This is a genomic window from Salibacterium sp. K-3 (assembly GCF_054052005.1).
The window spans coordinates 1,123,891-1,148,639 of sequence record NZ_JBSVZE010000001.1 but is presented as its reverse complement, the minus strand read 5'-3'; the positions used below and the strand labels follow the sequence as shown (position 1 = coordinate 1,148,639).

Annotated in this window: 23 protein-coding genes and 1 other annotated feature; all 23 genes read right to left on the bottom strand. The window is 48.1% G+C overall.

Features of this window, described 5'->3' with window-relative positions:
- Nucleotides 1-51: 51 nt before the first annotated feature.
- A complete protein-coding gene (gene rplT / locus ACW9JV_RS05520) occupies nucleotides 52-408 on the bottom strand; it encodes a 50S ribosomal protein L20 (RefSeq protein WP_457332163.1) in 357 nt (118 codons plus the stop codon).
- Nucleotides 409-451: 43 nt separating this feature from the next.
- A complete protein-coding gene (gene rpmI, locus ACW9JV_RS05515; RefSeq protein ID WP_457332161.1) occupies nucleotides 452-658 on the bottom strand; it encodes a 50S ribosomal protein L35 in 207 nt (68 codons plus the stop codon).
- Nucleotides 659-701: 43 nt separating this feature from the next.
- Complete coding sequence (gene infC, locus ACW9JV_RS05510; RefSeq protein WP_457332159.1) at nucleotides 702-1,211, bottom strand: translation initiation factor IF-3; 510 nt, start codon at nucleotides 1,209-1,211, stop codon at nucleotides 702-704.
- 86 nt (nucleotides 1,212-1,297) lie between these two features.
- Nucleotides 1,298-1,419, bottom strand: a sequence feature (ribosomal protein L20 leader region).
- Nucleotides 1,420-1,476: 57 nt separating this feature from the next.
- On the bottom strand, nucleotides 1,477-3,420 hold the full coding sequence (thrS, locus tag ACW9JV_RS05505; RefSeq protein WP_457332157.1) for a threonine--tRNA ligase: 1,944 nt from the start codon (nucleotides 3,418-3,420) through the stop codon (nucleotides 1,477-1,479).
- Nucleotides 3,421-3,626: 206 nt separating this feature from the next.
- Entirely contained in the window at nucleotides 3,627-3,758 is a 132-nt protein-coding gene (locus ACW9JV_RS05500; protein ID WP_457332155.1) for a hypothetical protein, read from the bottom strand.
- Nucleotides 3,755-4,612, bottom strand: a complete 858-nt coding sequence (locus ACW9JV_RS05495; RefSeq protein ID WP_457332153.1) for a putative sporulation protein YtxC — start codon at nucleotides 4,610-4,612, stop codon at nucleotides 3,755-3,757. The genes ACW9JV_RS05500 and ACW9JV_RS05495 overlap by 4 nt, the downstream gene beginning before the upstream one ends.
- Before the next feature lie 138 nt (nucleotides 4,613-4,750).
- Complete coding sequence (gene mqnC, locus ACW9JV_RS05490) at nucleotides 4,751-5,860, bottom strand: cyclic dehypoxanthinyl futalosine synthase (RefSeq protein WP_457332151.1); 1,110 nt, start codon at nucleotides 5,858-5,860, stop codon at nucleotides 4,751-4,753.
- 113 nt (nucleotides 5,861-5,973) lie between these two features.
- Nucleotides 5,974-6,906, bottom strand: a complete 933-nt coding sequence (gene dnaI / locus ACW9JV_RS05485) for a primosomal protein DnaI (RefSeq protein WP_457332149.1) — start codon at nucleotides 6,904-6,906, stop codon at nucleotides 5,974-5,976.
- An 11-nt stretch (nucleotides 6,907-6,917) separates the two neighbouring features.
- Nucleotides 6,918-8,324, bottom strand: a complete 1,407-nt coding sequence (locus tag ACW9JV_RS05480; RefSeq protein WP_457332147.1) for a replication initiation and membrane attachment family protein — start codon at nucleotides 8,322-8,324, stop codon at nucleotides 6,918-6,920.
- A 52-nt stretch (nucleotides 8,325-8,376) separates the two neighbouring features.
- Complete coding sequence (gene nrdR / locus ACW9JV_RS05475; protein WP_457332145.1) at nucleotides 8,377-8,838, bottom strand: transcriptional regulator NrdR; 462 nt, start codon at nucleotides 8,836-8,838, stop codon at nucleotides 8,377-8,379.
- A gap of 137 nt (nucleotides 8,839-8,975) precedes the next feature.
- The gene (locus tag ACW9JV_RS05470; RefSeq protein WP_457332143.1) at nucleotides 8,976-10,004 is read right to left on the bottom strand and encodes a glyceraldehyde-3-phosphate dehydrogenase; all 1,029 of its coding nucleotides are present in this window, start codon (nucleotides 10,002-10,004) and stop codon (nucleotides 8,976-8,978) included.
- Between the two features lie 638 nt (nucleotides 10,005-10,642).
- A complete protein-coding gene (coaE, locus tag ACW9JV_RS05465; protein ID WP_457332141.1) occupies nucleotides 10,643-11,254 on the bottom strand; it encodes a dephospho-CoA kinase in 612 nt (203 codons plus the stop codon).
- Nucleotides 11,255-11,281: 27 nt separating this feature from the next.
- Nucleotides 11,282-11,905: a sporulation membrane protein YtaF gene (gene ytaF / locus ACW9JV_RS05460; RefSeq protein ID WP_457332139.1), complete on the bottom strand. Its 624-nt coding sequence runs from the start codon at nucleotides 11,903-11,905 to the stop codon at nucleotides 11,282-11,284.
- A 71-nt stretch (nucleotides 11,906-11,976) separates the two neighbouring features.
- Entirely contained in the window at nucleotides 11,977-12,804 is an 828-nt protein-coding gene (mutM, locus tag ACW9JV_RS05455; RefSeq protein ID WP_457332137.1) for a DNA-formamidopyrimidine glycosylase, read from the bottom strand.
- Between the two features lie 17 nt (nucleotides 12,805-12,821).
- Nucleotides 12,822-15,443, bottom strand: a complete 2,622-nt coding sequence (polA, locus tag ACW9JV_RS05450; protein WP_457332135.1) for a DNA polymerase I — start codon at nucleotides 15,441-15,443, stop codon at nucleotides 12,822-12,824.
- Between the two features lie 105 nt (nucleotides 15,444-15,548).
- On the bottom strand, nucleotides 15,549-16,496 hold the full coding sequence (gene hflC / locus ACW9JV_RS05445) for a protease modulator HflC (RefSeq protein WP_457332133.1): 948 nt from the start codon (nucleotides 16,494-16,496) through the stop codon (nucleotides 15,549-15,551).
- Complete coding sequence (gene hflK / locus ACW9JV_RS05440; RefSeq protein WP_457332131.1) at nucleotides 16,486-17,493, bottom strand: FtsH protease activity modulator HflK; 1,008 nt, start codon at nucleotides 17,491-17,493, stop codon at nucleotides 16,486-16,488. The genes hflC and hflK overlap by 11 nt, the downstream gene beginning before the upstream one ends.
- A 373-nt stretch (nucleotides 17,494-17,866) precedes the next feature.
- A complete protein-coding gene (gene pnpS, locus ACW9JV_RS05435) occupies nucleotides 17,867-19,618 on the bottom strand; it encodes a two-component system histidine kinase PnpS (protein ID WP_457332129.1) in 1,752 nt (583 codons plus the stop codon).
- Nucleotides 19,615-20,328 carry a response regulator transcription factor gene (locus ACW9JV_RS05430; protein ID WP_457334587.1) on the bottom strand — a complete coding sequence of 238 codons (714 nt, stop codon included), beginning with the start codon at nucleotides 20,326-20,328 and terminating at the stop codon, nucleotides 19,615-19,617. The genes pnpS and ACW9JV_RS05430 overlap by 4 nt, the downstream gene beginning before the upstream one ends.
- A gap of 128 nt (nucleotides 20,329-20,456) precedes the next feature.
- Nucleotides 20,457-21,401, bottom strand: coding sequence for a malate dehydrogenase (gene mdh, locus ACW9JV_RS05425; protein ID WP_457332127.1), 945 nt, complete (start codon nucleotides 21,399-21,401; stop codon nucleotides 20,457-20,459).
- A 15-nt stretch (nucleotides 21,402-21,416) separates the two neighbouring features.
- Entirely contained in the window at nucleotides 21,417-22,709 is a 1,293-nt protein-coding gene (icd, locus tag ACW9JV_RS05420) for an NADP-dependent isocitrate dehydrogenase (RefSeq protein ID WP_457334585.1), read from the bottom strand.
- A 24-nt stretch (nucleotides 22,710-22,733) separates the two neighbouring features.
- Nucleotides 22,734-23,849, bottom strand: a complete 1,116-nt coding sequence (citZ, locus tag ACW9JV_RS05415) for a citrate synthase (protein ID WP_457332125.1) — start codon at nucleotides 23,847-23,849, stop codon at nucleotides 22,734-22,736.
- A 491-nt stretch (nucleotides 23,850-24,340) separates the two neighbouring features.
- Nucleotides 24,341-24,736, bottom strand: coding sequence for an FxsA family protein (locus ACW9JV_RS05410; RefSeq protein WP_457332123.1), 396 nt, complete (start codon nucleotides 24,734-24,736; stop codon nucleotides 24,341-24,343).
- Nucleotides 24,737-24,749 lie beyond the last annotated feature (13 nt).

Below are 24,749 nucleotides of genomic sequence, written 5' to 3'. Positions count from 1 at the left end.
TCATACCTCTTTCTATAAAACAGACCCGGGACATCCCCGGGTCGTTTCCATTTATTTAAGGTTGGCTTTCGCTTTCTCTGCGAGTTCCGCAAAACCTTTCTCGTCATTTACAGCAAGATCGGCAAGCATTTTCCGGTTCATATTGATGTCCGCCTGCTTCAGCCCGTGCATCAGACGGCTGTAGGACAGTCCGTTCAAGCGCGCTGCAGCGTTAATCCGGGTAATCCACAGCCTGCGGAAATCACGCTTACGCTGACGACGGTCCCGGTACGCATACTGCAGGGATTTCATCACCTGTTCCTGCGCGTTTTTAAACAAACGATGACGGGAACCCCGGTATCCTTTTGCTAGGTTTAATACTTTATTCCGACGACGACGAGCCACATAACCGCCTTTTACTCTTGGCATCGTCTATCCCTCCTTCATATCCATGTAGTATCGATGCAGTCTGTTACTTTCTTCTTTTATACGGGAGCAGGGTTTCCATCCGCTGATGATCGGTTTTATCCATGATAGCGGACTTGGCAAGCCGTTTTTTCTGCTTGGTTGTTTTATTGCGGAACAGGTGGCTGGTAAACGCATGGCTGCGCTTCAGTTTCCCGGTCCCGGTTTTTTTGAAGCGTTTGGCCGCCCCGCTGTGGTTTTTCATTTTAGGCATAGGTTCTTCCTCCTTCAGTATCATTCCATTGTGTTTAAACGAATTACTTCTCTTTATCCGCTTTTGGAGCAAGCATTAAGAACATGCTGCGCCCTTCCATCTTCGGCTTTGTTTCGATCGTAGCTATATCTTCGCATTCCTTGGCCATCCGGTCGAGCACTTCTTTTCCGATATCAGAATGCGTGATCATACGGCCACGGAAACGGATTGCCGCCTTGACCTTGTCGCCTTTCGATAAAAACTTGCGGGCGTTTTTCAGCTTCGTATTAAAGTCATGTTCTTCAATACTCGGACTGAGGCGTACTTCCTTGATATCAACGGTTTTCTGTTTCTTGCGTGCCTCTTTTTCTTTCTTCTGCTGCTCAAAACGATACTTCCCATAATCCATAATACGGCAAACCGGTGGCTTCGCATTTGGAGCTACCAGTACAAGATCAAGTTCGGCCTTTTCGGCAAGATCCAATGCTTCATTTTTTGACTTAACCCCGAGTTGTTCACCATTGGAATCAATGAGGCGTACCTCACGTGCACGGATTCCATCATTCACTTTCATATCATTACGAATAATGTGCCACCTCCAAAAAAATTACGAATCAAAGCAGCCAGTTGCGTATCACTTCTGATACAGCAGGTCTTTCGAGGCATAAAAAAGCGGGTGCAATGGACACACTGCACCCGCTGATTGATTTTCAAAAAGTACCGGACCTGCCAACAGCATTACGCGTCAGTCAGGTGAGAAGCGGGCGCTTCTGCTTGCTTTGGTTTCGGTTGTTCAAACACTTATTCAAGATACCACATGGTTATCATACTGTCAACAATCAATCCAGCCGGCGGTTGTCGATCTCATCTTTGATCCGGGCTGTAAACTCTTCCAGATCTGCAGATTCTGAATCCTGCTGCCCGTACCGGCGGACATTGACGGATCCGGCTTCGATTTCACGGTCGCCTATGACAAGCATATAGGGGATCTTTTTCGTCTGCGCTTCCCTGATTTTATACCCGATTTTCTCATCGCGTGTATCCACTTCCACCCGGACTCCTGCTTTCCGGAGCTCATCCTCCACTTTTTTAGCGTAGTCGAGATGCACGTCCGCCGATACCGGAATGACTTCTGCCTGGACCGGCGCGAGCCATGTCGGCAGGGCTCCTTTATACTCTTCAAGCAGAAATGCAATGAAACGTTCCATCGTGGAGACAATGCCGCGGTGGATGACAACCGGGCGGTGATCTTCTCCGTCCTGTCCGACATAGGTCAGGTCAAAGCGCTCCGGCATATGGAAATCAAGCTGCACGGTCGAAAGCGTTTCGTCTTTACCAAGCGCGGTTTTCACCTGTACGTCCAGTTTCGGCCCGTAAAACGCGGCTTCGCCGACCGCTTCAACGTAATCGACACCCATGCCGTCCATCGCTTCTTTCAGCATCGACTGCGCTTGTTCCCACATCTCATCATCGTCGACATACTTCTCTTCATCTTCCGGATCCCGGTAGGAAAGCCGGAAATAATAGTCGTTCAGGCCAAAATCCTTGTACACATGCTGTACGAGTTCAACCACGCGGATGAACTCCTCTTTCAGCTGATCCGGACGGGCAAAGATGTGCGCATCGTTCAGTGTCATCGCACGTACCCGCTGCAGACCGGCAAGCGATCCGGATTTCTCGTACCGGTGCATCATCCCGAGCTCCGCTATGCGTACCGGCAGATCGCGGTAGCTGTGGAACTGATCCTTAAACACCATCATGTGATGGGGGCAGTTCATCGGACGGATCACAAGCGTTTCATTATCCATTTCCATCGGTGGGAACATGTCGTCCTGATAATGGCCCCAATGTCCCGACGTTTTGTAGAGTTCGGAGCTTCCGAGCACCGGCGTATACACGTGGTCGTAGCCGAGACGTTCTTCCATATCCACAATATATCGCTCAATCGTGCGCCGAATGGTCGCTCCTTTCGGAAGCCAGAGCGGGAGTCCCTGCCCGACTTTCTGGTTGATGGCAAAAATGTCCAGTTCTTTGCCAAGCTTGCGGTGGTCCCGTTCTTTGGCTTCCTCCCGTTGTTTCAGGTACTCATCAAGATCAGCCTGCTTTTCAAAAGCAGTACCGTAAATGCGCTGCAGCATTTTATTATCGCTGTTGCCGCGCCAGTAAGCGCCTGAAATACTCATCAGCTTGAATGTCTTCAGTTTTGCCGTGTTCGGCACATGCACGCCGCGGCACAGGTCGAAAAATTCGCCCTGCTCGTAAATGGTCACCGGTTCCCCTTCCGGAATGTCATCAATCAGTTCGAGCTTCAGATCGTCCCCGATCTCGCGGTACATTTCTTTTGCTTCTTCCCGGGTCACTTCTTCACGGACAACTTCCAGGTTTTCATCAATGATTTTTTTCATTTCTTTTTCAATTACCGGCAGATCCTCCGGAGTAAGCTGATGCGGCATATCAATGTCATAGTAGAAGCCGTTCTCGATGACAGGACCGACTCCGAGCTTGACATCGCTGAACAGCCGTTTCACCGCCTGGACCATCAGATGGGCGGTGCTGTGCCGCAGAATGTGGAGTCCTTCCTCGCTATTTACCGTGATGATTTCGATGGCGCCATCGGTATGAATCGGCGTGCGCAAATCAATGTGCTCCCCGTTCCACTTCCCTGCCAATGCCTGCTTTTTCAGCCCCGGGCTGATCGAAGCAGCTATCTCTTCGGTTGTTACGCCTTCCTCAAATGCTTTCACGTTTCCGTCTGGAAATGTGATGTGAACCTGTGCTGCCATAGCTGATTCCTCCTTTTTCATATGTATAAAAAAACACCCCTTCCTTACTGGAAAGGGGCGTTTGCTGAACGCGGTTCCACCCTTGGTTTCAGATCTCTCCGCCGGATCTGCTCTCAAGACCGGATGTAACGTTCCGGCTCCGTCAACGGTTAATAGGCATTGCTGCCATTCCCCGCTGCAGCTCAAAGGGGGTGGAACAATCAGGTTTATCGAAAAGCTTTCAGCCGGCGGCTCTTCTCTCTGTAGAAAAACGGACAGATGTCCCGTGTCCTTGTCTCTGCTTTCGTGTCTTCGATTTTCATGCTTGTCATTATAGAATGTTCTTCTGTAAAAATCAAGCCTTCTTTCCTCCTTCAGGCCATGCAGATCTCGGGAGAACCGTCATATGCTCCTCAAAAATCATTTTCAAGGTCTGAACGGTACCGTCGTCGGCATCTGTATATAAATACAGATTTTCGGGCGCAAGACTCACCGCCGGACTGATGACCATATATTCAAACGGCAGCTGGTCCTCAAATACGATAGCCGGTTCCAAATAATCCAGCCGGGTCCATTCATCAATGACCTGTTTTTCTTCATTTAAAAAGACCGGCTCTTCCTGGAGAAGAATATGAACGGCGGAATGAAGCGGCCGTGTCCGTTTCCGGTAGTCCCGGCAGCCTTCGACCAGTGTCTGATACTCCTGCTCCCATTTGTACTCATCAATCGCAGCAGAAGCTGCTTTTACGAGCAGCTGATAATAGGCTCCAAAGCGGAAAGTGAACATCGGACGCCATTGTATGCTCCGATGGTGCTTGATTTCCTCGGCCATTTCCCGGTAAATAAAATGTTTCCGCTTCTGCAGTAAGGTGGTTTCCGGGACATCTTCCCGCTCGCCATTCAAAAGAGAATGGGCAATTTCTGCGATGGCAGGAGCTTCCTCTTTATAAAAAAAAGCTTCTTCAATGTACTCCTTCACCCACTTCCATTCTTTTTCCTGCACGATATAATCGCTTAAACTTGCGGCAAGGTACGGAACAAGACTTTCCCGCCATTCCGATTCACTACCGCCGAATTCCCAATGCAGCGCCGACTTATGTTTTTGGACAGCGCCGGCAGGAATTCCTTTCCTCTCCCACCTCTGCTGATCGCTCCGAAACATACGATACACGCCGAGGCTGTCCGCTTCATAATCAAAATCGATGGAAAACAATCCTTTATTCCCCCTTGCTCCCAGCTTCGCTGTATCTTTATTAATCTGTTCTGCTGTTCTATTCGTATGGATAAACAAAGGGAAACATGCCTAAAAGAAAAAGACTCCCAGTTTACTGGAAGTCTCCTGTCTTTCAGGTTAGTTCTGCATGACAAAATCTTTGTCCGCCGTCTCTTCTTCTTTAAAACGGTGGATGATGTTGTACTTGGTGTCCCGCTGCACCGGCGTTCGTCCTGTTTCACGGATCAGGCGGAGAATTTCATTCGTATTGACTTTATGTGTTGTTCCTGCTGCCGATACGACGTTTTCCTCCATCATCGTGCTGCCAAAGTCATTGCAGCCGAAATCCAGCGATTTCTTGCCGGTGACCGGTCCCATCGTCACCCAGGAAGATTGGAAGTTTGGAATGTTATCGAGGAACAGGCGCGAAATCGCCACGTTCTTCAGATAGCCTTCCGACGAAATAATTTCACCTTTCATGCCGTTATTGCCCGGCTGGAACGTCCAGGAAATAAACGCCAGAAAACAATTGGATTCATCCTGGGCATCCCGGATCCGCTGCAGGTGCAGGGCTCTTTCCTCAAATGTCTCCGTCAGGCCGATCACCATCGTGGCCGTGCCGTGCATACCCACTTTTTTCACGGTCTTCATACAGTCAATCCATTCCTGCCACGACGACTTCATGCGGCTTACTTTATGACGTGTTTTTTCCGTCAGGATTTCCGCTCCGCCGCCCGGCACCGAATCCAGGCCAGCATCTTTAAGTTCCTGCAGTACCTGCTCTATGGAAAGACCGGATACTTCCGACATTTTATAAATCTCCGACGGGGAGAACGAATGCATCGTAATACCCGGATAACGGTCTTTGATTTTTTTCAATAGATTCGTGTAATATTCAAACGGAAGATCCGGATTGGTTCCTCCCTGCATCAAAATCTCTGTGCCGTCCACGTCCTGTGTTTCCCCGATTTTTGCGAGAATCTCTTCATCATCCAGCACATAGCCTTCCGTCGATCCCGGCTTTCGGTAGAAAGCGCAGAAACGGCAGTATGTATCACACAGATTCGTATAGTTTACATTTCGTCCAATGACAAATGTCGTTTCCGGTTCCGGATGCCATTTCTTTGTTATTTCATTTGCCGCCGCGCCGATTTTCTCCGTTTCATCACTTTCATACAGCTTGACGGCATCTTCCATCGTCAGCCGTTCCCCCTGCAGGGCTTTGTTTAAAATCGGATCGATGCTCATGCTAACAACCTCCACTCAAAAATATGTGCATCGCCAGCGTTGGGGTTTGCGTTTCTGGTTCTTTTTTATTTTACCATATTTCCCAACACATGACGTACATCTTCCGAAAATCTTTACATTTCCCGCCGGTTTTTTCCATCGACAAAAACCGGGGTTGTCATATGACGTATCCGCTCCATGATCCGTTTGGCTTTCAGTTCTTCTATACCGCCCTTCTGGGAATAAGCAAGGTGATTTTCAAGTTCATCATAATCATAGTTGGATGTATAAACAGTCGGCAGCTTTTCCATCAGGCGGTAATGAAGGATGACGCCAAGTACATCATCACGTATCCAGGCTGAGGTTGTTTCCGCGCCGATATCATCAAGCATCAGCACTTCGGCATTTTTGACTTCATCCATTTTCTCCTGAACGGTGCCATCGGAGAGGGCCTGCTTCATTTCCCGGAAAAAGTCGGGAACGTACACAATCATCGATGATATATCCCGCGCCACCAGCTCGTTGGCGATGGCACCAATCATGAAGGTTTTGCCGACCCCGAATTTGCCGTGCAGATACAGGCCGGATGCATCTTCTCCGGGTGCTGCCTCAAAGGCGAATTTCAGACAGGCATTGCTCGCAGAAAGACGGCTGGCATGATCCTGATCAATATCATCAAACGAAGCTTCGAGAATTTCTTTCGGAATGTACATACTTTGAATCAGCGACTGCTGCCGCTTTTTTTCATCCGCCTGCTGCTTCAGGCGGCAGGGATGGTACCGTACCGTCAGCTGCCCGGTTTCAGAATAAAGCTCGGGCTGAAAGCCCTGCATCATATTCGGGCAGTTCTCCAGACCGGGGCACGCGTCACAGTTCTCCCGCTCCCGTTTATATTCAAATAGTTTCATCATGTTATTTTCAACCTGGGAACTGCCGATTTCCTCGTGCTGCTGCAGAAAGGACTGGATTTTCGGGTACGCCAGTACTTCCTCCCGCAGCTTCTCATAACGACGGCGCCAGTTTGAATCGTTCATGTATTGGTCTAACGACGACCGTATGGAATCCATGGTGGTTCACCTCATTGCTGCCGGCTGCTTTTACGCAGCCTGAGCATTTCCTCAAATTGCTCTTTCTCTTTGTTGAGCTTTTTTTCTTCTTCGGCTCCCGGTTCCTTTTTTTCATCCGCTGCCTTATCCTGTTCGAGCCATTTCGGCAGCTTGTCCTTACGCACATAAGGTCTGGGCTGACTGCCGGGGGAAGCAGAAGCTTTCGCCTGGCTTCGGTGTCTCTGCTGCTGATACTCCCATTTGGCCAGCTGCATCGCATCCTTCACGGTATGAATCTGTTTACGCCCCCACTGTCCTGCAATTTTCTGGACGAAATTCTGGTTCAGTTTCATATTGTTCATCCGCATCACATAATCAATCAGGACATTGACGACTCCAGGCTGGAGCTGATAGTCATACAGAAGAGATTCCACAAGCTTCACATCTCCGTGCGGAACTTTCGCGCCGTCGGCAATGGTTTCAAGAAAGGTGAGCGGAGAGGTCTGCTCATAAAAGAGGACCATCTGTTCATTTTCGTCGGCCGGTTCTTTATTGTTCATCGAACGGTATTCTTCCGGCTGGGTTCTTCTTCCGAGTGCCGGCGGCTCATTTCCGTATTCACTCCGGTACCATTCCTGAACCTGCCTCCGGAATTCATTTTCATCCAGCTTCTCCTCGTCATTGAGGGACCTCTGAACGATTCTGCTGATCTGAAGGGGTTCCAGGCGGTACACAAAAGCCATCCGCTGAATCGCCGCTCTCGCTTTGGAATCCAGCAGTTTATCACCGTCAATAAACACAGGCAGGTCGGCTTTCAACAGTTCAAAATCAAAATCGCCTTCCCGGAATGGAAGTTCCCCTTCATGCACCATTCCCTGATAGGCGTGGGAAGATTCGGTTTCCGCATCAGAGGCAGCTGATACCATTTCCGAATGCTGCAGCGACGTATAGACATCATTAAATGCCGCAGTCAACTCGCTATAAGCCTCTTTGTCCACCGATTCCATCATAAAACGACGCCGAAGTTCAATATACCGGCTTTTTCCGAGTCTATTAAACAAGAATACGCTCAAGACATCATTTTGAAAAAACTGGGCCGGTGTCATGGGTGGCTGCAATTCATAAACAAATAGTGCCGACGTTTCTTCTTTTCGATGAAAAGTGCGGAGGAGACCTATTCCTTCAAGGCCCCGGCGGGCTTCATAAATCTCATCAAGCGGCAGATTCAGCATAGCCATAAGTTCGTGATGCACTGATTCACTGCTTATGAAACTGTCTTTCTCCAATCTGCTCCAGAACATGGTATAGAGGGACACAGCTTTTGTGCCGATCAGAGGCTGATAAAGAAGCTGCAGTGTTTTATGGTCGCGTTCCCCGATATGATCTGCTGTCTGCACCTTGAACCGGTCTACCGGAAGAAGTTCTGTCCAATGTCTCATTTCCTGCTGTCCCCCTTCCCGGATCATGAACGGGCGGCCCGGTCCCGCCGCTTCATTCTTCGTCTTTGTTGATCAGGTCTTTCAGTTCATCTATAAAAACATTGATGTCCTTAAACTGCCTGTACACCGAGGCAAAACGAACATAAGCCACATCATCGACATCAGCCAGTCGTTCCATGACCCTCTCCCCGACTTCTTCACTTTTGATTTCCGATTTTCCTTCGCTTCGCAGATCCTGTTCTACATCATTTACGATGTGTTCCAGTGTTTCCAGAGCAACCGGACGTTTTTCGCAGGCCCTGATTAAGCCCCGCAGTATTTTTTCACGGCTGAACTCTTCTCTTGTACCTTCTTTTTTTACGACAATAAGCGGGATTTCTTCCACGATTTCAAACGTGGTAAAACGGTGATGGCAGGCATCGCATTCTCTGCGCCGGCGGATTGATTTGCCTTCATTGCTTGGTCTGGAATCCAGTACCCTTGTCCCATTGGAATGGCAGGCCGGACATTGCATTCTATCATCTCCACTACACGAACGACAGCAGACGTCCGGTTTCGTTCATTCATATACTCTATCATACCATTAACAAAAGCAGATTGGAAAGATGGGACAAAAGGGACCGGCAGGTGCGTTCCCTGCCGGTCCCTCTTTTATGCACTGATCACAGAGTCTTTTCTTAGAAACCATCCAACGTGGCATGCCAGATCGACCACTCTGCAGGAGTAGGCCCATTCGTTATCATACCAGGCAATGACTTTCACCTGCCTGTCGTTCACCACCATGGTGGACAAGCCGTCGATCACAGCAGAATGTGAATCTCCATTATAATCCACAGATACCAGTGGATTTCTGCTGAACGCGAGAATGCCTTCCAGATCTGAGGAAGATGCTTCCTCCAACTTCCGGTTTACTTCTTCTTCGGTTACCGTCTCCTGAACATCTACGACCAGATCTACCAACGACACATTCGGAGTGGGGACCCTCATAGCCATACCGTTTAATTTACCCTCAAGCTGCGGGAGAAGCGATCCGATCGAAGCTGCTGCTCCAGTAGAAGTCGGAATAATGGATTGACCGCATGATCTGGCACGGCGTAAATCTTTATGGGGATTATCAATGTTCATTTGATCATTGGTATAAGAATGAATGGTGGTCATCAAACCGCTTTCAATCCCGAATGAACGGTCCAGTACTTTTACAACCGGCGCCAGGCAGTTTGTCGTACAGGAAGCATTCGAAAGGACGTGATGGCGCTCTTTATCATAATCTGATTCATTGACTCCCATTACAATCATCGCATCTTCCTGTTTCCCAGGTGCAGTAATAATTACTTTTTTTGCTCCAGCCTCAAGGTGCCGTGCCGCCGCCTCTCTCTCCTTGAATTTTCCGGTCGCCTCCACCACAATATCTATGTTCCATTCGTCCCAGGGCAGATGCTCCGGTCTCCGTTCATTCACAATCTGAATCCGCTTTCCATTTACAATGAGAGCATCTTCTTCGGCCTTGACCTCCGCTTCAAACAACCCGTGTGTGGAATCAAATTTCAGCAGGTGGGCAAGCGTTTCCGCCGGATACCCCGCATTTACTGCAGCAATGTCGAGTTTGTCTTCCATCACCGCTTTTCGAAACACCATACGACCGATCCGCCCAAAACCGTTGACAGCTACCCTTGGTTGCATAAAGCATTTCCTCCCTGTACATTGTGTTATACTATAATAAAATTAATATAAAATTAGTATATCATATTTATGAAAAAATGTACCACTCAACAATAAAAAAAAGAGTCTGAGTCAAAAGGATATAAGCCAACTGAAAACCCGAATAAACGACTAGCTCGCTGCGGCCGGCCACTGCGCTTTCCATGGGGACGGCTTCAGCTAACTTGGTAAAGAAGACCGCTTTACCAAGTGGATCTTCAGCTCGTCCTCCCCCATAGGAGTCTCCGTGGCCGGCCTCCGCTGGTTAGAAAAGCAGGCTGCCCCCGTGGAAAGCGAAGTGTTTTGACGAAGCATTGTAGGATGCAAAACAAAAAGAGGTTGGGACGTTGGCGGAGGAAAGCACGAATGTCTTATGGTACTGTTTTAGGAGCCACATAGTAGCGGAGCCAAAATGCTTCGTCTCCTGCGGGAACAGCACGTGTCTCGAGACCCCACAGGGAGCGGTTTTCTCCCGAGGAGGCTCGAGCCGTGCCCGCGGAAAGCGAAGCATTTTGGCGCAGCGGTTTATCTTAGGAACAAAAGATGCCGAACGATTTTTAAAATCGTTCGGCATCTTTCTATATTATAAAGGTATTGTCCCACTCTCTTTTTCATTCATTTTATAATTTTGTCCCATCCTCGCCGATGTTCCATTCTTTTATTATTTGTTCCAGCAGTTTGAGCGACGATTCTTTGGAACCGTTATTATCAATAACAGCGTCCGCTTCCGCTTTTTTTTCCGTCATGGGCAGCTGGGAAGCGATGCGCCTGTCTGCATCTTCTTCCCCCGCCTGGTCCCGTTCCATTAAGCGTTTTTTCTGTTCCGTTTCCTCCACATATACCAGCAGTACTTTATCCACCATAAAATGCAGGTTATTTTCTATAAGAAGCGGAAGGTCGAATACGATGACGTCATATCCCTGCTCCTGCCGTTCGTTTTTTTTCTGCAGCATGCGCTGGCGGATGGCAGGATGCATGATTTGATTCAGAAGCTCGCGTTTGGCCGGATCCGCAAAAATAATATCCCCAAGTTTTTTCCTTGCCAGCGTTCCGTCCACTTCCAGTATTTCTGTGCCGAACTGTTCCACGATCTGTTCATATGCTTTTTCTCCCGGCTCCACTACTTCCCGCGCTGTCTGATCCGCATCTATGACAGGGAAGCCGTGTTGATGGAGGGCTTCGGAAATAAAACTTTTCCCGCTTGCGATGCCCCCGGTCAACCCGATAATCATCCTTTTCCTCCTTTACCGCTTCGATTTTTATAGATTCCACAGCCCCAGTCCTATCAGCAGAATGCCCGGCAGAAAGGAAAACTGACGGGTGAACCTGGTGCCGGCCAGCACCTGCCCGCCTTTCATGCCAAGCCACAGAAACAGTGCGCACATCATTCCTACGCCTCCTGCCAGCAAAAACGGGGACAAGCCGAGCAGGGAAGCTCCTATGCCTGCTCCCAGGGCATCCAGCGATAAAGCCGCACCGAGAAACACAGCCTCTTTTACACTAATTGTACCTGAATTGTCCCAGTCTGCTTCATCCGGTTTCTTTACGACAGTGAGAAGCTGTTTCCATGCTCCATCGTCCCGGCAAGGCGAAGTGTTCCGGGCCGTTACAACCCGGTCCCGGCATACTTGAATCACCGCCCAGAGGCCGATCAAAATAAGGATCACTCCACCTGCTGCATCTGTTACACCTGCAGGAAAAGAACGTTTCAAAAACCCCGCTGCCGCTCCTCCTGCAAGGACGGAAAGAGAAGAACAGATACTGATGCACACATAGGAGTAGAAGGGCAGGATCAATCTGCGGAGGCCGTAGGACAACCCGGCTCCGAAACTGTCCACACTGACCGCGAACGCCAAAATACTTAACGAAAATAGTGATGCCATCGGAAGAGCCCCTTCCTGCTGTAATCTACGTTACTATATGGCAGGGGGTCCGCCGATGTTCACAGGCGGGATCAGCTCCTTTGACAACGGGGACAGAAGTGGGTGCCGCGGCCCGCTGTTATTGTTTTTTCCACTGATCTGCCGCAGTTGCGGCATGGTTCTCCTTTTCTTCCATATACATTCAGTTCCAGTTGAAAATAACCGATGTCGCCGTTACCGTTCACATAGGATCGTACAGAGCTTCCACCTTTGTCTACTGCTCTTTCGATGGTTTCGGTAATCCTGTGGCGGAGCCGGTTCACCCGTTTTTTTGAGAGAGCGGATGCTTCAGCGTCAGGGCGGATACCGGCCTGAAAAAGGGCCTCATCAACATAAATATTACCGAGCCCCGCGATTTCCCGCTGATCAAGCAGCACTGTCTTGATATCCCGGCTGGTATTTTGACACCGCCGGTAAAGATAAGCCCCTGTGAATGATTTATCTCCAACGGGTTCGGGACCAAGCTGCCGGAGCGGCAGTTCGTCATCTTCTGTGCCTGCTTCAAATAAGTGCATCGTACCGAATTTCCGGACGTCTTTGTAACGTAGTTCAGACCCGTCGGTAAAATAAAACTGTACATGTGTATGATGGTCCGGCGGCTCTTCTCCCGCCATCTCATACTTTCCTTCCATCCGCAGGTGGGATACAAGAACGTAATCATCAAGGTGAAACAGGAGAAATTTTCCCCGGCGTCCGATACGCTGAATGGTCTGTCCTCCAATCTGCAGGCAGAATGCACCTGCATCATCCGGTTTTTTTATCATCCTGGGCCAGTTCACGACTGCTTTCTGGATTGTCTTTCTGCCTGCGAGCTTTTCAAGGGTGCGTCTGACCGTCTCCACTTCCGGCAGTTCCGGCATCTTTCTGTTCTCTCCTTCTACTTTGCATCGTACCAGGTTTCTCCGGAGGAAACATCGGCTTTCAGAGGAGCATCCAGCTTCATCGTCTGCTCCATCATTTCCGGCACCAGCTTATTCATCGTCTCCATCTCTTCCGGAGGTACTTCAAATATCAATTCGTCATGCACTTGAAGTAGCAGCCGGCTTTTCAGATTCTTGTCCGCCAGCACTTCACTTACTTCCACCATGGCTTTTTTGATGATATCGGCAGCCGTTCCCTGGATCGGCGTGTTCATTGCTGTACGTTCGGCAAACGAGCGCATATTGAAATTCCGGCTTGTGATTTCAGGAAGGTACCGCCTGCGGTACAGAAGCGTAGTGACATATCCCTGCTCACGTGCCTCTTCTTTAATATTGTCCATGTATTCTTTTACGTTCGGGTAACTCGACAGATAACTTTCAATAAACTCGCCTGCTTCCTTCCTTGTTATTCCGAGACTCTGAGACAGGCCGTAGTCGGAGATTCCATAGACGATCCCGAAATTCACAGCCTTCGCGCTTCTTCTCATATTAGAGGTGACCTCGTTTTCGGAAACACCGAACACATCCATGGCTGTCTTTGTATGAATGTCCATATCATTTTGAAACGCCTCGAGCAGACCCCGGTCTCCCGCAATATGAGCGAGCACGCGAAGTTCAATCTGGGAGTAGTCCGCCGCCAGTATCTTCCATCCTTTTTCGGAGGGAATGAATGCTTTCCGGATTTTCCTTCCTTCTTCCAGACGAACCGGGATGTTCTGCAGGTTCGGTTCTGTTGAACTGAGACGTCCCGTCTGGGTGATCGCCTGGTTAAAAATCGTATGAATTTTACTGGTATCCGGATGAATCACTTTTAAAAGTCCTTCGATATAGGTGGATTTCAGCTTGGACACCTGTCTGTAATGCAGCAGCTTGGGGATTATCTCGTGCTGGTCCGCCAGCTTTTCAAGCACATCAGCGGATGTGGAGTAGCCTGTCTTCGTTTTTTTAATCACCGGCAGCTGCAGTTTTTCAAACAGCACCGGCCCCAGTTGTTTCGGGGAATTGATGTTGAACGTTGTCCCCGCCAGTTCATGAATATCTTTTTCTAATTCTTCCAGCTTCGCATCGAGCTCTTCTCCCATTTTTTCAATCCGGGACTTGTCCACCTGTATGCCGTTGGTTTCCATCTCAGCCAGGACAAGAGAAAGAGGCATTTCAAGATCTGTGAATAATTCATATTGTTCATTGGCTTTCAGTTCATCTTCCAGGGTATCTTTTGTCGTAAACAGCGCTTCCGCTTTTCGGACAAGATGATCTGCCAATGGGGCTTCACCGGGTTTTATCCGCTTCGCCCCTTTTCCATATACCGCTTCGTCACTATTGACAATACGCTTATGTTTTCTGGCTGCGATATCAGCAGGGCTGTGCGAAGAGGCTGACGGATCAATTAAATAGGAAGCAATCAGCATATCAAAGGTGACCCCTGCCAATGGTGTATCCTGCCAGCTTAATGCGACAACACCGCGTTTGGTGTCCACCATATATTTCTCCTGCGAATGGTCAGCCGCCCATCTTCGAAACACATCTGAATCAAGTGCTGCTTTTGCCGGAATATAGTACCGGCCGTTCTTATTCACAACTGCCATTCCCCATATCCCGGCATTGTGGTAGTTATCATCCGGAACTTCGACAATAAGGGCAGATGGAGAAGTGAGCATGTCCTCCTCTATCTCCTGCACGATTTCATATGACAGCTCTTCCATTTCTGCTGCCTCTTCTTCATAATCAAACTTTTCCAGCAGTGTCTGAAATTCCAGTTCTTTAAAGAGATCTGTTACTGTTTTTTCATCGTAGTTCCCGCGTTTCAGGGATTCGAGAGTAACATCAAGCGGAGTGTCACGGTATATGACGGCGAGCTCCCTGCTCATCTGTGCCTGTTCCCGGTTTTCTTCCAGGCGTTCTTTCATTTTTTTTCCTGATATCTGATCAATAGAGGCCAGCACCCTCTCCACGCTTCCATATTCACCGAGAAGTTTCAGAGCGGTCTTTTCTCCGATGCCCGGAACGCCGGGGATATTATCCGAACTGTCCCCCATCAGGCCTTTCATGTCCACAATCCGTTCCGGAACAAATCCGTATTTTTCCTCGATCGCTTCGGTGTCATAGGTTTCCACATTGGTTATGCCCTTTTTTGTCAAAGCAACCGTCGTCTTATCAGAAACCAGCTGGAGAAGGTCCTTATCCCCTGAAAAAATTTTGACGATCCACCCTTTTTCCTCGGCCTGCCTCGACAACGTACCGATAATATCATCCGCTTCATAATTTTCTTTTTCCGTGTAGGAAATTCGAAAGGCGTCCAGCATTTCCCGGATGACCGGAAGCTGCTCCGACAGCTCCGTCGGTGTCTTCTGACGTCCGGATTTATATTCACCGTATGTTTCATGGCGGAATGTTGTTTTTCCAGCATCAAAGGCTACCAGAAGATGTGTCGGGTCCTCCTCTTCCAGAATTTTAAGGAGCATTGTCGTAAATCCATAAACAGCGTTGGTGTACACGCCTTTATCATTATTCAGAAGGGGCAGGGCAAAAAAAGCGCGGTACGCAATACTGTTTCCATCGATAAGTACTAACTTGTCCAAGTGCTTCCACCTCCACTTTCCACTCCGTTCTATAGTCCGTTCCTATTTTACCACAGCTGTTATGAAATTAGAAAAAGCAGCCTTTTTTAAGGGCTGCTTTTTCCATCACTCTACATATCCCATTAAGATACGAGCATACGGGGAGTCCGAAGGCAGAACAATAACCGTTTCATCATCCACCGTCGTCTCATACGTCTGTAATGTCTTATACAGTTCATAAAACTCAGGGTCACGACTGAAGGCATCGTTATAAATGGCGGCAGCTTCTGCTTCGCCTTCCCCGATGATCTCCTGGGCATCGGCTTCCGCGCTGGAAATCAGCTCTTTTACTTCCCGGTCGGTATTAGCCCGGATCCGGTTCGCCTCGGCATCCCCTTCGGAGAGATACTCCTGAGCCGTAGATTCCCGTTCTGATATCATGCGTTGATACACCGATTCTTCATTTTCTTCAGGGAGATCCGTCCGTTTCATACGAACATCCGTCACCGAAATACCGTAGTTGTCTGCTGACAGCAGTTCATTCACACGTTCCCGGACTCTTTCATTTATATCCCCGCGGGCTGATTCATTCTCTTCGTTTATAATCTGTTCGAAGTTCATCTCACCGAACTGGGACCGGATCACAGAGTTTATGAAATTTGCCATAATCGATTCTGCATTTTCCACCGTCCGTGCGTTGGCAATCATTGACTGCGGGTCATCAATACTCCAGACGACATAATTGTCGACAAGAACCCTTTTTTGATCAAGGGTATTTATCTCCGCTGAATTAATGTCATAATTCATCTGATACTTTGGAATCGAAGATACCTGCTGAATAAATGGTATTTTGGCATTCAGTCCCGGTTCTTCAGCAATCCTGACCACTTCCCCGAATTGGCTGATCACTTTGTATTCATCCTGCTTTACAATGAATACGTTCATGATACCGACGATGAGAAGAAACAGCAGTACAACAAGTATAATACCCGAACGTATCCATTTGGTCCACGATCCGGAAGAGAAGCGCCTTTCCTTCATATCAAATACATTACTGTTGTCGTCATTGGCCATCGGAACTGTCCCCCCCTTCCGGAACGTCTTCCGGGTCAATATCCTCCGGCGCTACCGACGGCTCGCCATTTTCTTTGTTTAACGGGCGGATCGGCAGGTAATTGACCGTCTCCTGCTGACTGTCAATGATATACAGTTCCGAATTTGGAAGGACATCTTCAAGCGTTTCCAGAACAAGACGCTGTCTGGTTACTTCCGGTTCGTTTATGTATTCTTCATACAAAGCATTGAACCGTGATGTTTCGCCGCGTGCTCCCTCCACCCGTTCAGTACTTTCTCCTTCAGCCCGGGAAATGATGGCATCCTCTTCCCCTTCCGCTTCGTTGATTTCCTGATTGCGATACCGGTTGGCTTTATTGATTTTAGTCTGTCGTTCTTCGCGTGCATCCGTTACCGCCGTAAAGGCCTGTCTGACTTCTTCGGTCGGCAGTTCTACATCCTGAAGCTTGACGTCTAAAACGGTAATCCCGATTTCATACCGTTCCACCAATTCTGTCAAAGATTCCAGAACCGTACCTTCGATTTCGGCACGCTGGTCTGTCAGCACAGCATCCACTTCCGAATTACCGATAACCCCGCGCAATGAAGCAGACGAAGCCTGGTAGAGAATATCGTCCGGCTGGCGGGCGTTGTATAAGTACGCTTCCGGATTCGTAATCCGCCACTGTACGACGAGATCGACGAATAATATGTTTTCATCACCGGTAATCATTTTCGCTTCATCTTCATACTCCGTTACTTCTCCGTCTTCAGTTGTGCTGTAACCGACGCTTGTCGTATTCGTGGAGCCCGGCAGAATTTCCACTTTCTGAACCGGCCACGGCAGCTTGAACTTCAGGCCCGGTTCCGTAATGGTTTCATTCACTTCCCCAAACGTAACCAGAGCTGCCTGCTCCGATTCATCGACGGTATACCATCCTGTAATTAAAAACAAGAGCAGAATGGCAATACCAAGAAGGGAAAAGAAACCTAATATTATCTGTTTAATGGTAAACACAGCCTGTCCCCCTTTTCCTTTCTGTGCCCCCTGCAGCAGTTCCCCTGTCCCTCGTGTGACAGGGAATACAATACCGACTTTTTCATTATATTATATTTACGTTCGTATTCCACCCCGTTTTTTCATATTTGTCATAAAAAAACAGTGAATGAGATAGATTCGGTTCACTATACCGGTTAAAAAAGATTCAAATGTAAAAAGGACGAAAGTCAAGGGGAGACTTTCGTCCTCAAAAGGGGATGTTGATTTCAACTATCCCTCAGCGGTGAAGGGATGGTCAGCCGCTGAGATATGAAATAGAAGAAACCGTTCATTATTAATGGTAGCGAAGAGACGTTAACACATCATGTAGCCTGTATTAAATTTTTGTAAATTATTTCTGCTGCCGTTCTACGGGAAACGTGATCGTAAATGTGGTTCCTGCATGTTTTTCACTTTCCACGTCGATGCTGCCGTAATGAGCTTCGACTAGATGCTTCACAATCGCAAGACCGAGGCCGGTCCCTCCAGAATGGCGGCTCCGGTCTTTATCCACCCGGTAAAACCGTTCAAAAATACGCGGCCATTCTTCTTTACTGATACCGATCCCCGAATCTGCCACGACAAACACGATATTGTCCCCTTCACGTTTCACTTCCGCACGTATCGTACCATTTTCCAGAGTATAAGCAATCGCGTTATTCATTAAATTAATCAGTATCTGTTTGATCCGTGCCGTATCTCCGTCCATGAAAAGATCATCGTCCCTGTAGGAGATGAGCTTCAGCCCTTTCTGTTGAACAGATGGATACAATAGTTCCATGACTTCATCAAATGTCCTCGAAACATCGACCTGCTGCCAGTTGAGCCGGAAAAACTCCTGTTCGATATGTGACAGTTCAAGCAGGTCGCTGATCAGTCCCTGCAGCCTGTCCCCTTCTTTCCAGATAATATCAAGAAACTGTTTCCTGGCTGTTTCATCCTCCATCGCGCCGTCAAGAAGGGTTTCTGTAAATCCTTTCAGTGAGGTTACCGGTGTTTTCAGTTCGTGCGAAACATTGGCAACGAAATCCTTGCGTACCTGCTCCAGCTTTTTCAGTTCCGTAATATCATGGAGGACCAGAACGATACCGCGCAGTTTGTCTTTCTCCCCTACAATGGGAGCGCCGAAGACGTCGTAATGATGTACTTCGATCCGGGAATTTAACTGTACCTGCTGCCTGATTTTTGTTTCTGTAAGAAAAATCCTCTGAATTAATTTAATAAGTTCCGGATCCTGAATCACTTCATGGTAAACCAGATGCAGCCACTGATCCGTATCCGAATCAAAAATATCTTTGCAGTGCTTGTTAATTAACGTAATATCACCGCGGTCGTTAATAAAAATCAACCCGCTGCCCATATTATCAATCAATGCTTCCAATCTCTCCTGCTGCGTCTGATACCGGGTCGTAATTTGATCCAGGTTGTAGGCCAGAATATTAATTGAACGGGTAAGCTGACTAACTTCGTCTTTGCCTGCCACATATGTTCTGGCTTTAAAATTACCTTTCGCAAGTTCATTGGCTACATCTGTCACTTGACCGATCGGACGTGTCAGCTGGTTGGCAATCCGGTAACTCAGCGTCATAATAATGACAAATGCCAGGGAAAAACTGATTCCAATGAAAAGCCAGATCTGCTGGTTCATTTCACCGAGCCGCTCAACGGGAACAGCCAGACGAATATAGCTTTCCCGTCCGTTTTGGGAAAAAGGGTAGGCATAAAACAGGGAGTCATCGTCATTGATCTCACTGTATCTGATATTGGCTCCTCCCGATTCATCCGCCTCTTCGATTTCCGGCACATGGATGTCGTTTTCCACCACTCCTTCCGCTGTTTCCGCATGAACCGTACCGTCTTTGTCAATGATGGTCACCCTGATATCCAGGCGCTCCTGCATGTTTTCAGCAAACGACTGCATCCTGTCTGTTTCCACATCTTCCAGAGCCAGCGCAGCGAGCGAAGCCTCCTTTCCCAGCCTTTCTTCCAGCTGATCTACATAAAAGCCTTTTAAAAGCTGTCCCACCAGTACGCCAAGCGCTGCCAGAACAAATAATATAACAATCAAAATGCCGAATATCAATCTCGTCCGGAATTTCATCATGAATGTGCCGGCTCCTCAAATTTGTAGCCGAGCCCTCTCACCGTTTTAATGTAGATGGGTTTTTTTGTATTTGGTTCAATTTTTTCTCTTAAATGGCTGATGTGCACATCTACAATTCGTGTATCTCCGACAAACTCATAATGCCAGACCGCGTTCAGCAGCTGATCCCTTGTCATTACCCGGCCTTTATTGTTGGATAAGTACAACAGCAGTTCAAATTCTTTAGGGGTCAGTTCCAGCTGATTTTCGTTAACATATACTTCATAATTATCCGGATAAATCGTTAAATGACCGATTTCCATTTTGGAATCGTCATGTTCGGGCGTTCCTTCTGCCGGTACTAACTCAATCCTCCGGAGAATCGCCTTTACCCGGGCAACCAGTTCTCTTGGGCTGAAAGGTTTCGTCATGTAATCATCAGCACCCAGTTCAAGGCCTAGCACTTTGTCAAATTCTTCATCTTTTGCCGTCAACATTAAGATAGGCACCTTTATTTTTTCCTGTCTAATCTGCCGGCAGACTTCCAGACCGTCCATTTCCGGAAGCATAAGATCCAGAACAATCAAATCATACGGTGTATTTTTAATTTTGTTCATCGCGGTCTGACCATCCATCGCTGTATCAACTTCATATCCGGACTGGCTGAGATTATACGAAATCAACGTAATAATGGATTCTTCATCATCGACAACAAGTAGTTTCTGCGACATATGTACCCCCATCCGGCGGGTCCCCCTTTTGACCCGTCCAACAAATTAACGGTTTCTTCTTAATCCCCGCTTGAACCTCATTTTCCTAAAAAAGTCAGCTGTTTCCAGAAACAGCTGACTTTACCTTTTTATTCGTCTGGAAGAGCTTCCATGACACTCCGGACAGATTCCACAGACTTGGACAGGGAAGCCTTTTCCTCTTCTGTCAGATCAATTTCAATGATTTGCTCCAAACCGTTTCCGCCCAGAATAGTAGGTACTCCAAGGTAGAGATCGGATTCACCATACTCTCCTTCCAGATACGCGATGGAAGGAAGAACACGTTTTTTATCTTTGACGATCGCTTCCACCATTTTTGTAAGCGAGGCAGCTGGAGCATAATACGCACTACCGCTTCCCAGAAGACCGACGATCTCGCCGCCTCCTTTCCGGGTCCGCTCTACAATGGCGTCGATGCGGTCCTGCGAAAGAAGCTTGGTAAGTGGTACGCCGCCAGCATTGGCATAGCGGATAAGCGGTACCATATCATCACCGTGGCCGCCCAGTACAAATCCCTGAATATCTTCTACGGACATTCCAAGTTCCTGAGCGACAAAGGTCTGAAAACGGGCGGTATCCAGCACGCCGGACTGGCCGATGACCCGGTTTTTCGGAAAACCGGATTCCTTAAATACAGTATAAGTCATCGCGTCCGCAGGGTTTGTCAGAACAATGATGCAGCACTCCGGAGAATGGTTAACCACCTGCCGGGTTACCGACTTCATGATATTTGCATTTGTATTCACGAGATCATCCCGGCTCATTCCGGGTTTCCGAGCAATTCCCGCCGTGATGACCACTACATCGGAACCGGCTGTATCTTCATAATTGGATGTGCCGGTGACATTCACATCGGAACCTTCCACCGGTGTCGCTTCAAGCATGTCCAGTGCTTTTCCCTTTGTCGGATCTTCCATATCCGGGACGTCTACCAGCACGACATCTCCGAGTTCCTTCTGGGCCGTCATCAATGCGGTCGTTGCACCGGTAAAACCGGCGCCTATTACGGAAATCTTTCTGCGGTTAATTCCCATCTGCCGGACCTCCTATTACTGCATGTTTTTGATCAGTTCATCACCGAATTCAGAGCATTTCACTTCTCTGGCTCCATCCATCAGTCTTGCAAAATCGTACGTAACTACTTTGCTTCCGATCGTTTTGTCCATGGAGGTTAGTACAAGATCAGCGGCTTCATTCCATCCCAGATGACGCAGAAGCAGTTCACCTGAAAGTATGAGAGACGATGGATTCACTTTGTCCATGCCTGCATATTTCGGTGCGGTACCGTGGGTGGCTTCAAAAATAGCGTGGCCGGATTCATAGTTAATATTCGCCCCAGGGGCAATGCCGATGCCGCCCACCTGTGCAGCAAGCGCGTCTGAAACGTAGTCTCCGTTCAGGTTCATCGTTGCGACAACGTCGAATTCTTTCGGACGAGTCAGAATCTGCTGAAGGAAGATGTCAGCAATAGCATCTTTGATAATGATTTTACCATCCGCTTTCGCTTTATCCTCCGCGGCATTTGCAGCTTCTTTGCCTTCTTTTTCGACAATCTCATCGTATTCCTGCCAAGTGAAGACTTTATCGCCGTATTCACGTTCAGCCAGTTCATATCCCCACGCCTTAAACGAGCCTTCTGTGAATTTCATAATGTTCCCTTTATGAACAAGTGTAACACTTTCGAGACCTTCTTCGAGCGCATAATCAATAGCAGCGCGGATCAGTCGTTCACTGCCTTCCTTGGATACGGGCTTAATGCCGATACCGGATGTTTCCGGAAAGCGGATGTTCTCTGCTCCCATTTCATCCTGAAGAAAATCAATAACTTTCTTTACTTCAGGGGAACCTTCCTTATATTCAATCCCGGCATAAATATCTTCAGTGTTTTCGCGAAAAATAGCCATATTTACGTCTTCCGGATTCTTAACCGGAGATGGTACGCCGGTGAAATGACGGACCGGACGAAGGCATGTGAAGAGATCCAGTTTCTGGCGGAGCGCCACATTCAGGGAACGGATGCCGCCTCCGATCGGCGTACTCAGAGGACCCTTAATGGCGATTAAGTATTCGCGGATCGTTTCCAGTGATTCGTCCGGCAGCCATTCGCCGGTATTGTTATAAGCTTTTTCTCCTACGAGCGTTTCTTTCCAGTGGATTTTTTTCTTGCCGTTATAGGCTTTTTCCACTGCCGCATCCAGGACACGGCTTGCTGCCGCCCAGATATCAGGTCCGGTTCCGTCTCCTTCGATATAAGGAACGACAGGTTCATCCGGTACATTCAGTACTCCGTTTGTTGTTGTAATTTTTTCTCCATTAGCCATAACAAAAACCTCCTGTTTTATGATTCAAAGGGTTGTTACCATCCATTACCGCTTTTCAACGGGAATATATTCCTGTTTATCCGGGCCGACATATTCCGCCCGCGGACGGATCAGCCGGTTGTCTGCATACTGTTCAAGAATGTGGGCCAGCCATCCGGAAACCCGGCTGGTTGCAAAAATCGGTGTGAACAGGTCGTGGTCGATACCGAGGCTGTGGTAAACAGATGCAGAATAAAAGTCCACATTCGGAAGCAGACCTTTTTCATTGGTAACAATATTTTCAATCTTTACGGACATGTCATACCACTTGGATTCGCCTGTGATTTCTGTCAGCCTGCGCGACATATCCCGCAGATGCTTGGCGCGGGGATCTCCGTTCTTGTATACACGATGGCCGAAGCCCATGATTTTTTCCTTGTTATCAAATACTTTCTGAATGTAGGAATCTACATTGTCCACATCCCCGATATCAGACAGCATCGCCATGACTCGTTCATTGGCTCCTCCGTGCAGAGGGCCTTTCAGAGCGCCGATCGCAGCAGTCACTCCGGAATAAATGTCGGACAGGGTTGCCACACAAACCCGGGCGGTGAACGTGGAAGCATTCAATTCGTGGTCCGCGTGAAGCACCAGCGCCTTGTTGAAGGCGGTTATCGATGTTTCATCCGGCTCTTCCCCGTTCAGCATGTAAAGAAAGTTCGCTGCAAAACTGAGGGAATCTTTCGGTGCCACTGGCTCTTTCCCATCACGGATACGGCTGAATCCGGTAACAACGGCGGGTATTTTGGCCTGTAGACGAACCGCTTTCCTCTTATTGGCTTCTTCCGTTAATTCATCCGCCTCCTCATCATAGAGGGCAAGCTGGGAAACAGCCGTACGCAGTGCTGCCATCGGATGAACATCCGACGTCTGATAAGCCTTCATATAATGAAAAATTTCATCCGGTACCTTCATGTTTCCGGCCAAATCTTTTGTCAGTTGATCCAGTTCGCTTTTTTTAGGCAGGCGGCCGTTCCATAGTAAAAAAATGACTTCTTCAAAGGAAGCATTTTCAGCCAGATCATCAATATGAAATCCTTGATACGTCAAGACATCATCAATAATGGAACTGACACTCGACGATGTTGCCACCACACCTTCAAGACCACGAGTTGTGCTCATTCCAACCTCTCCTTTACCTGAAAATAAAATACCAGTGTCCGCTGAAAGAAAATGCTTACATTTTACACTGCATAATGCGTGAATCATCGGGTGGATCAGAATACTCAGTCTGTTCTGCGCACAAATCGCTGCAGTTATCCTCCACTCACACTTCATCAGGGTGTTCCGGCCAAGTCATCTATGTAAGAAGGACGGGGTGAACCCATTTCATTATAAACATTTTTTAAAAAGTTGTGAATGTAAACATTACTTCTACGGTCACGCTGCAAAAATTCCGGGAGCAGGAACTCTTCCTTCCCCACCCCTTTCCTTATCAACAACAGAAAATGATGACTTTCGTTACAAGTGACTGATGTTTTCCCCGGCCGTTAAGCAGGATCATCTTAAACAATACTGTCCAAGGATGCGCTTTGTACATCCTTCCACATAGACTTCGTTATCATCCTACCACATTTATATCGTTTCTGTCATGTTTCAACAGACTGTCCAGTTTATTTTCTATGCAGGAATACAATGCTGCCGCTGTCCGCTAATTTTTTGAAGACTTTCTGAAGCAGAGCCTTAACAATACCTCTTGTGTAGGGAATCAATAAGAAGAAACCTGCAGCATCAGTAATAAACCCGGGAGTAAGCAGTACTGCCCCTCCAATCAGGATGCAGATTCCATCCAGCACAAGCGAACCCGGTACTTCATTGTTCTGCATCTGCAGGCGGGCGGTACGGATTGTCTCCATTCCCTCTTTTTTTGCCAGCCATGCTCCCAGAAGGCCTGTCAGGATAATCAAAAGAATAGTCGGCCACACCCCGATTGTGTTTCCGGATAGAATTAACACGCCTATTTCAAGAGCGGGCACAATAATTAATAGAAGCAGTAACCATTTTCCCATGATGGACAGACCT

Coding starts and splice junctions, on each gene's coding strand:
- rplT (WP_457332163.1), bottom strand. CDS start 408: ATGCCAAGAGTAAAAGGCGGTTATGTGGCTCGTCGTCGTCGGAATAAA.
- rpmI (WP_457332161.1), bottom strand. CDS start 658: ATGCCTAAAATGAAAAACCACAGCGGGGCGGCCAAACGCTTCAAAAAA.
- infC (WP_457332159.1), bottom strand. CDS start 1,211: ATGAAAGTGAATGATGGAATCCGTGCACGTGAGGTACGCCTCATTGAT.
- thrS (WP_457332157.1), bottom strand. CDS start 3,420: ATGGCAGCACAGGTTCACATCACATTTCCAGACGGAAACGTGAAAGCA.
- mqnC (WP_457332151.1), bottom strand. CDS start 5,860: ATGAGCATCGATCCGATTTTAAACAAAGCCCTGCAGGGGGAACGGCTG.
- dnaI (WP_457332149.1), bottom strand. CDS start 6,906: ATGGATTCCATACGGTCGTCGTTAGACCAATACATGAACGATTCAAAC.
- ACW9JV_RS05480 (WP_457332147.1), bottom strand. CDS start 8,324: ATGAGACATTGGACAGAACTTCTTCCGGTAGACCGGTTCAAGGTGCAG.
- nrdR (WP_457332145.1), bottom strand. CDS start 8,838: ATGCAATGTCCGGCCTGCCATTCCAATGGGACAAGGGTACTGGATTCC.
- ACW9JV_RS05470 (WP_457332143.1), bottom strand. CDS start 10,004: ATGCAACCAAGGGTAGCTGTCAACGGTTTTGGGCGGATCGGTCGTATG.
- coaE (WP_457332141.1), bottom strand. CDS start 11,254: ATGATTATCGGGTTGACCGGGGGCATCGCAAGCGGGAAAAGTTTTATT.
- ytaF (WP_457332139.1), bottom strand. CDS start 11,905: ATGGCATCACTATTTTCGTTAAGTATTTTGGCGTTCGCGGTCAGTGTG.
- mutM (WP_457332137.1), bottom strand. CDS start 12,804: ATGCCGGAACTGCCGGAAGTGGAGACGGTCAGACGCACCCTTGAAAAG.
- hflC (WP_457332133.1), bottom strand. CDS start 16,496: ATGGCCAATGACGACAACAGTAATGTATTTGATATGAAGGAAAGGCGC.
- pnpS (WP_457332129.1), bottom strand. CDS start 19,618: ATGATGAAATTCCGGACGAGATTGATATTCGGCATTTTGATTGTTATA.
- ACW9JV_RS05430 (WP_457334587.1), bottom strand. CDS start 20,328: ATGTCGCAGAAACTACTTGTTGTCGATGATGAAGAATCCATTATTACG.
- mdh (WP_457332127.1), bottom strand. CDS start 21,401: ATGGGAATTAACCGCAGAAAGATTTCCGTAATAGGCGCCGGTTTTACC.
- citZ (WP_457332125.1), bottom strand. CDS start 23,849: ATGAGCACAACTCGTGGTCTTGAAGGTGTGGTGGCAACATCGTCGAGT.
- ACW9JV_RS05410 (WP_457332123.1), bottom strand. CDS start 24,736: ATGGGAAAATGGTTACTGCTTCTATTAATTATTGTGCCCGCTCTTGAA.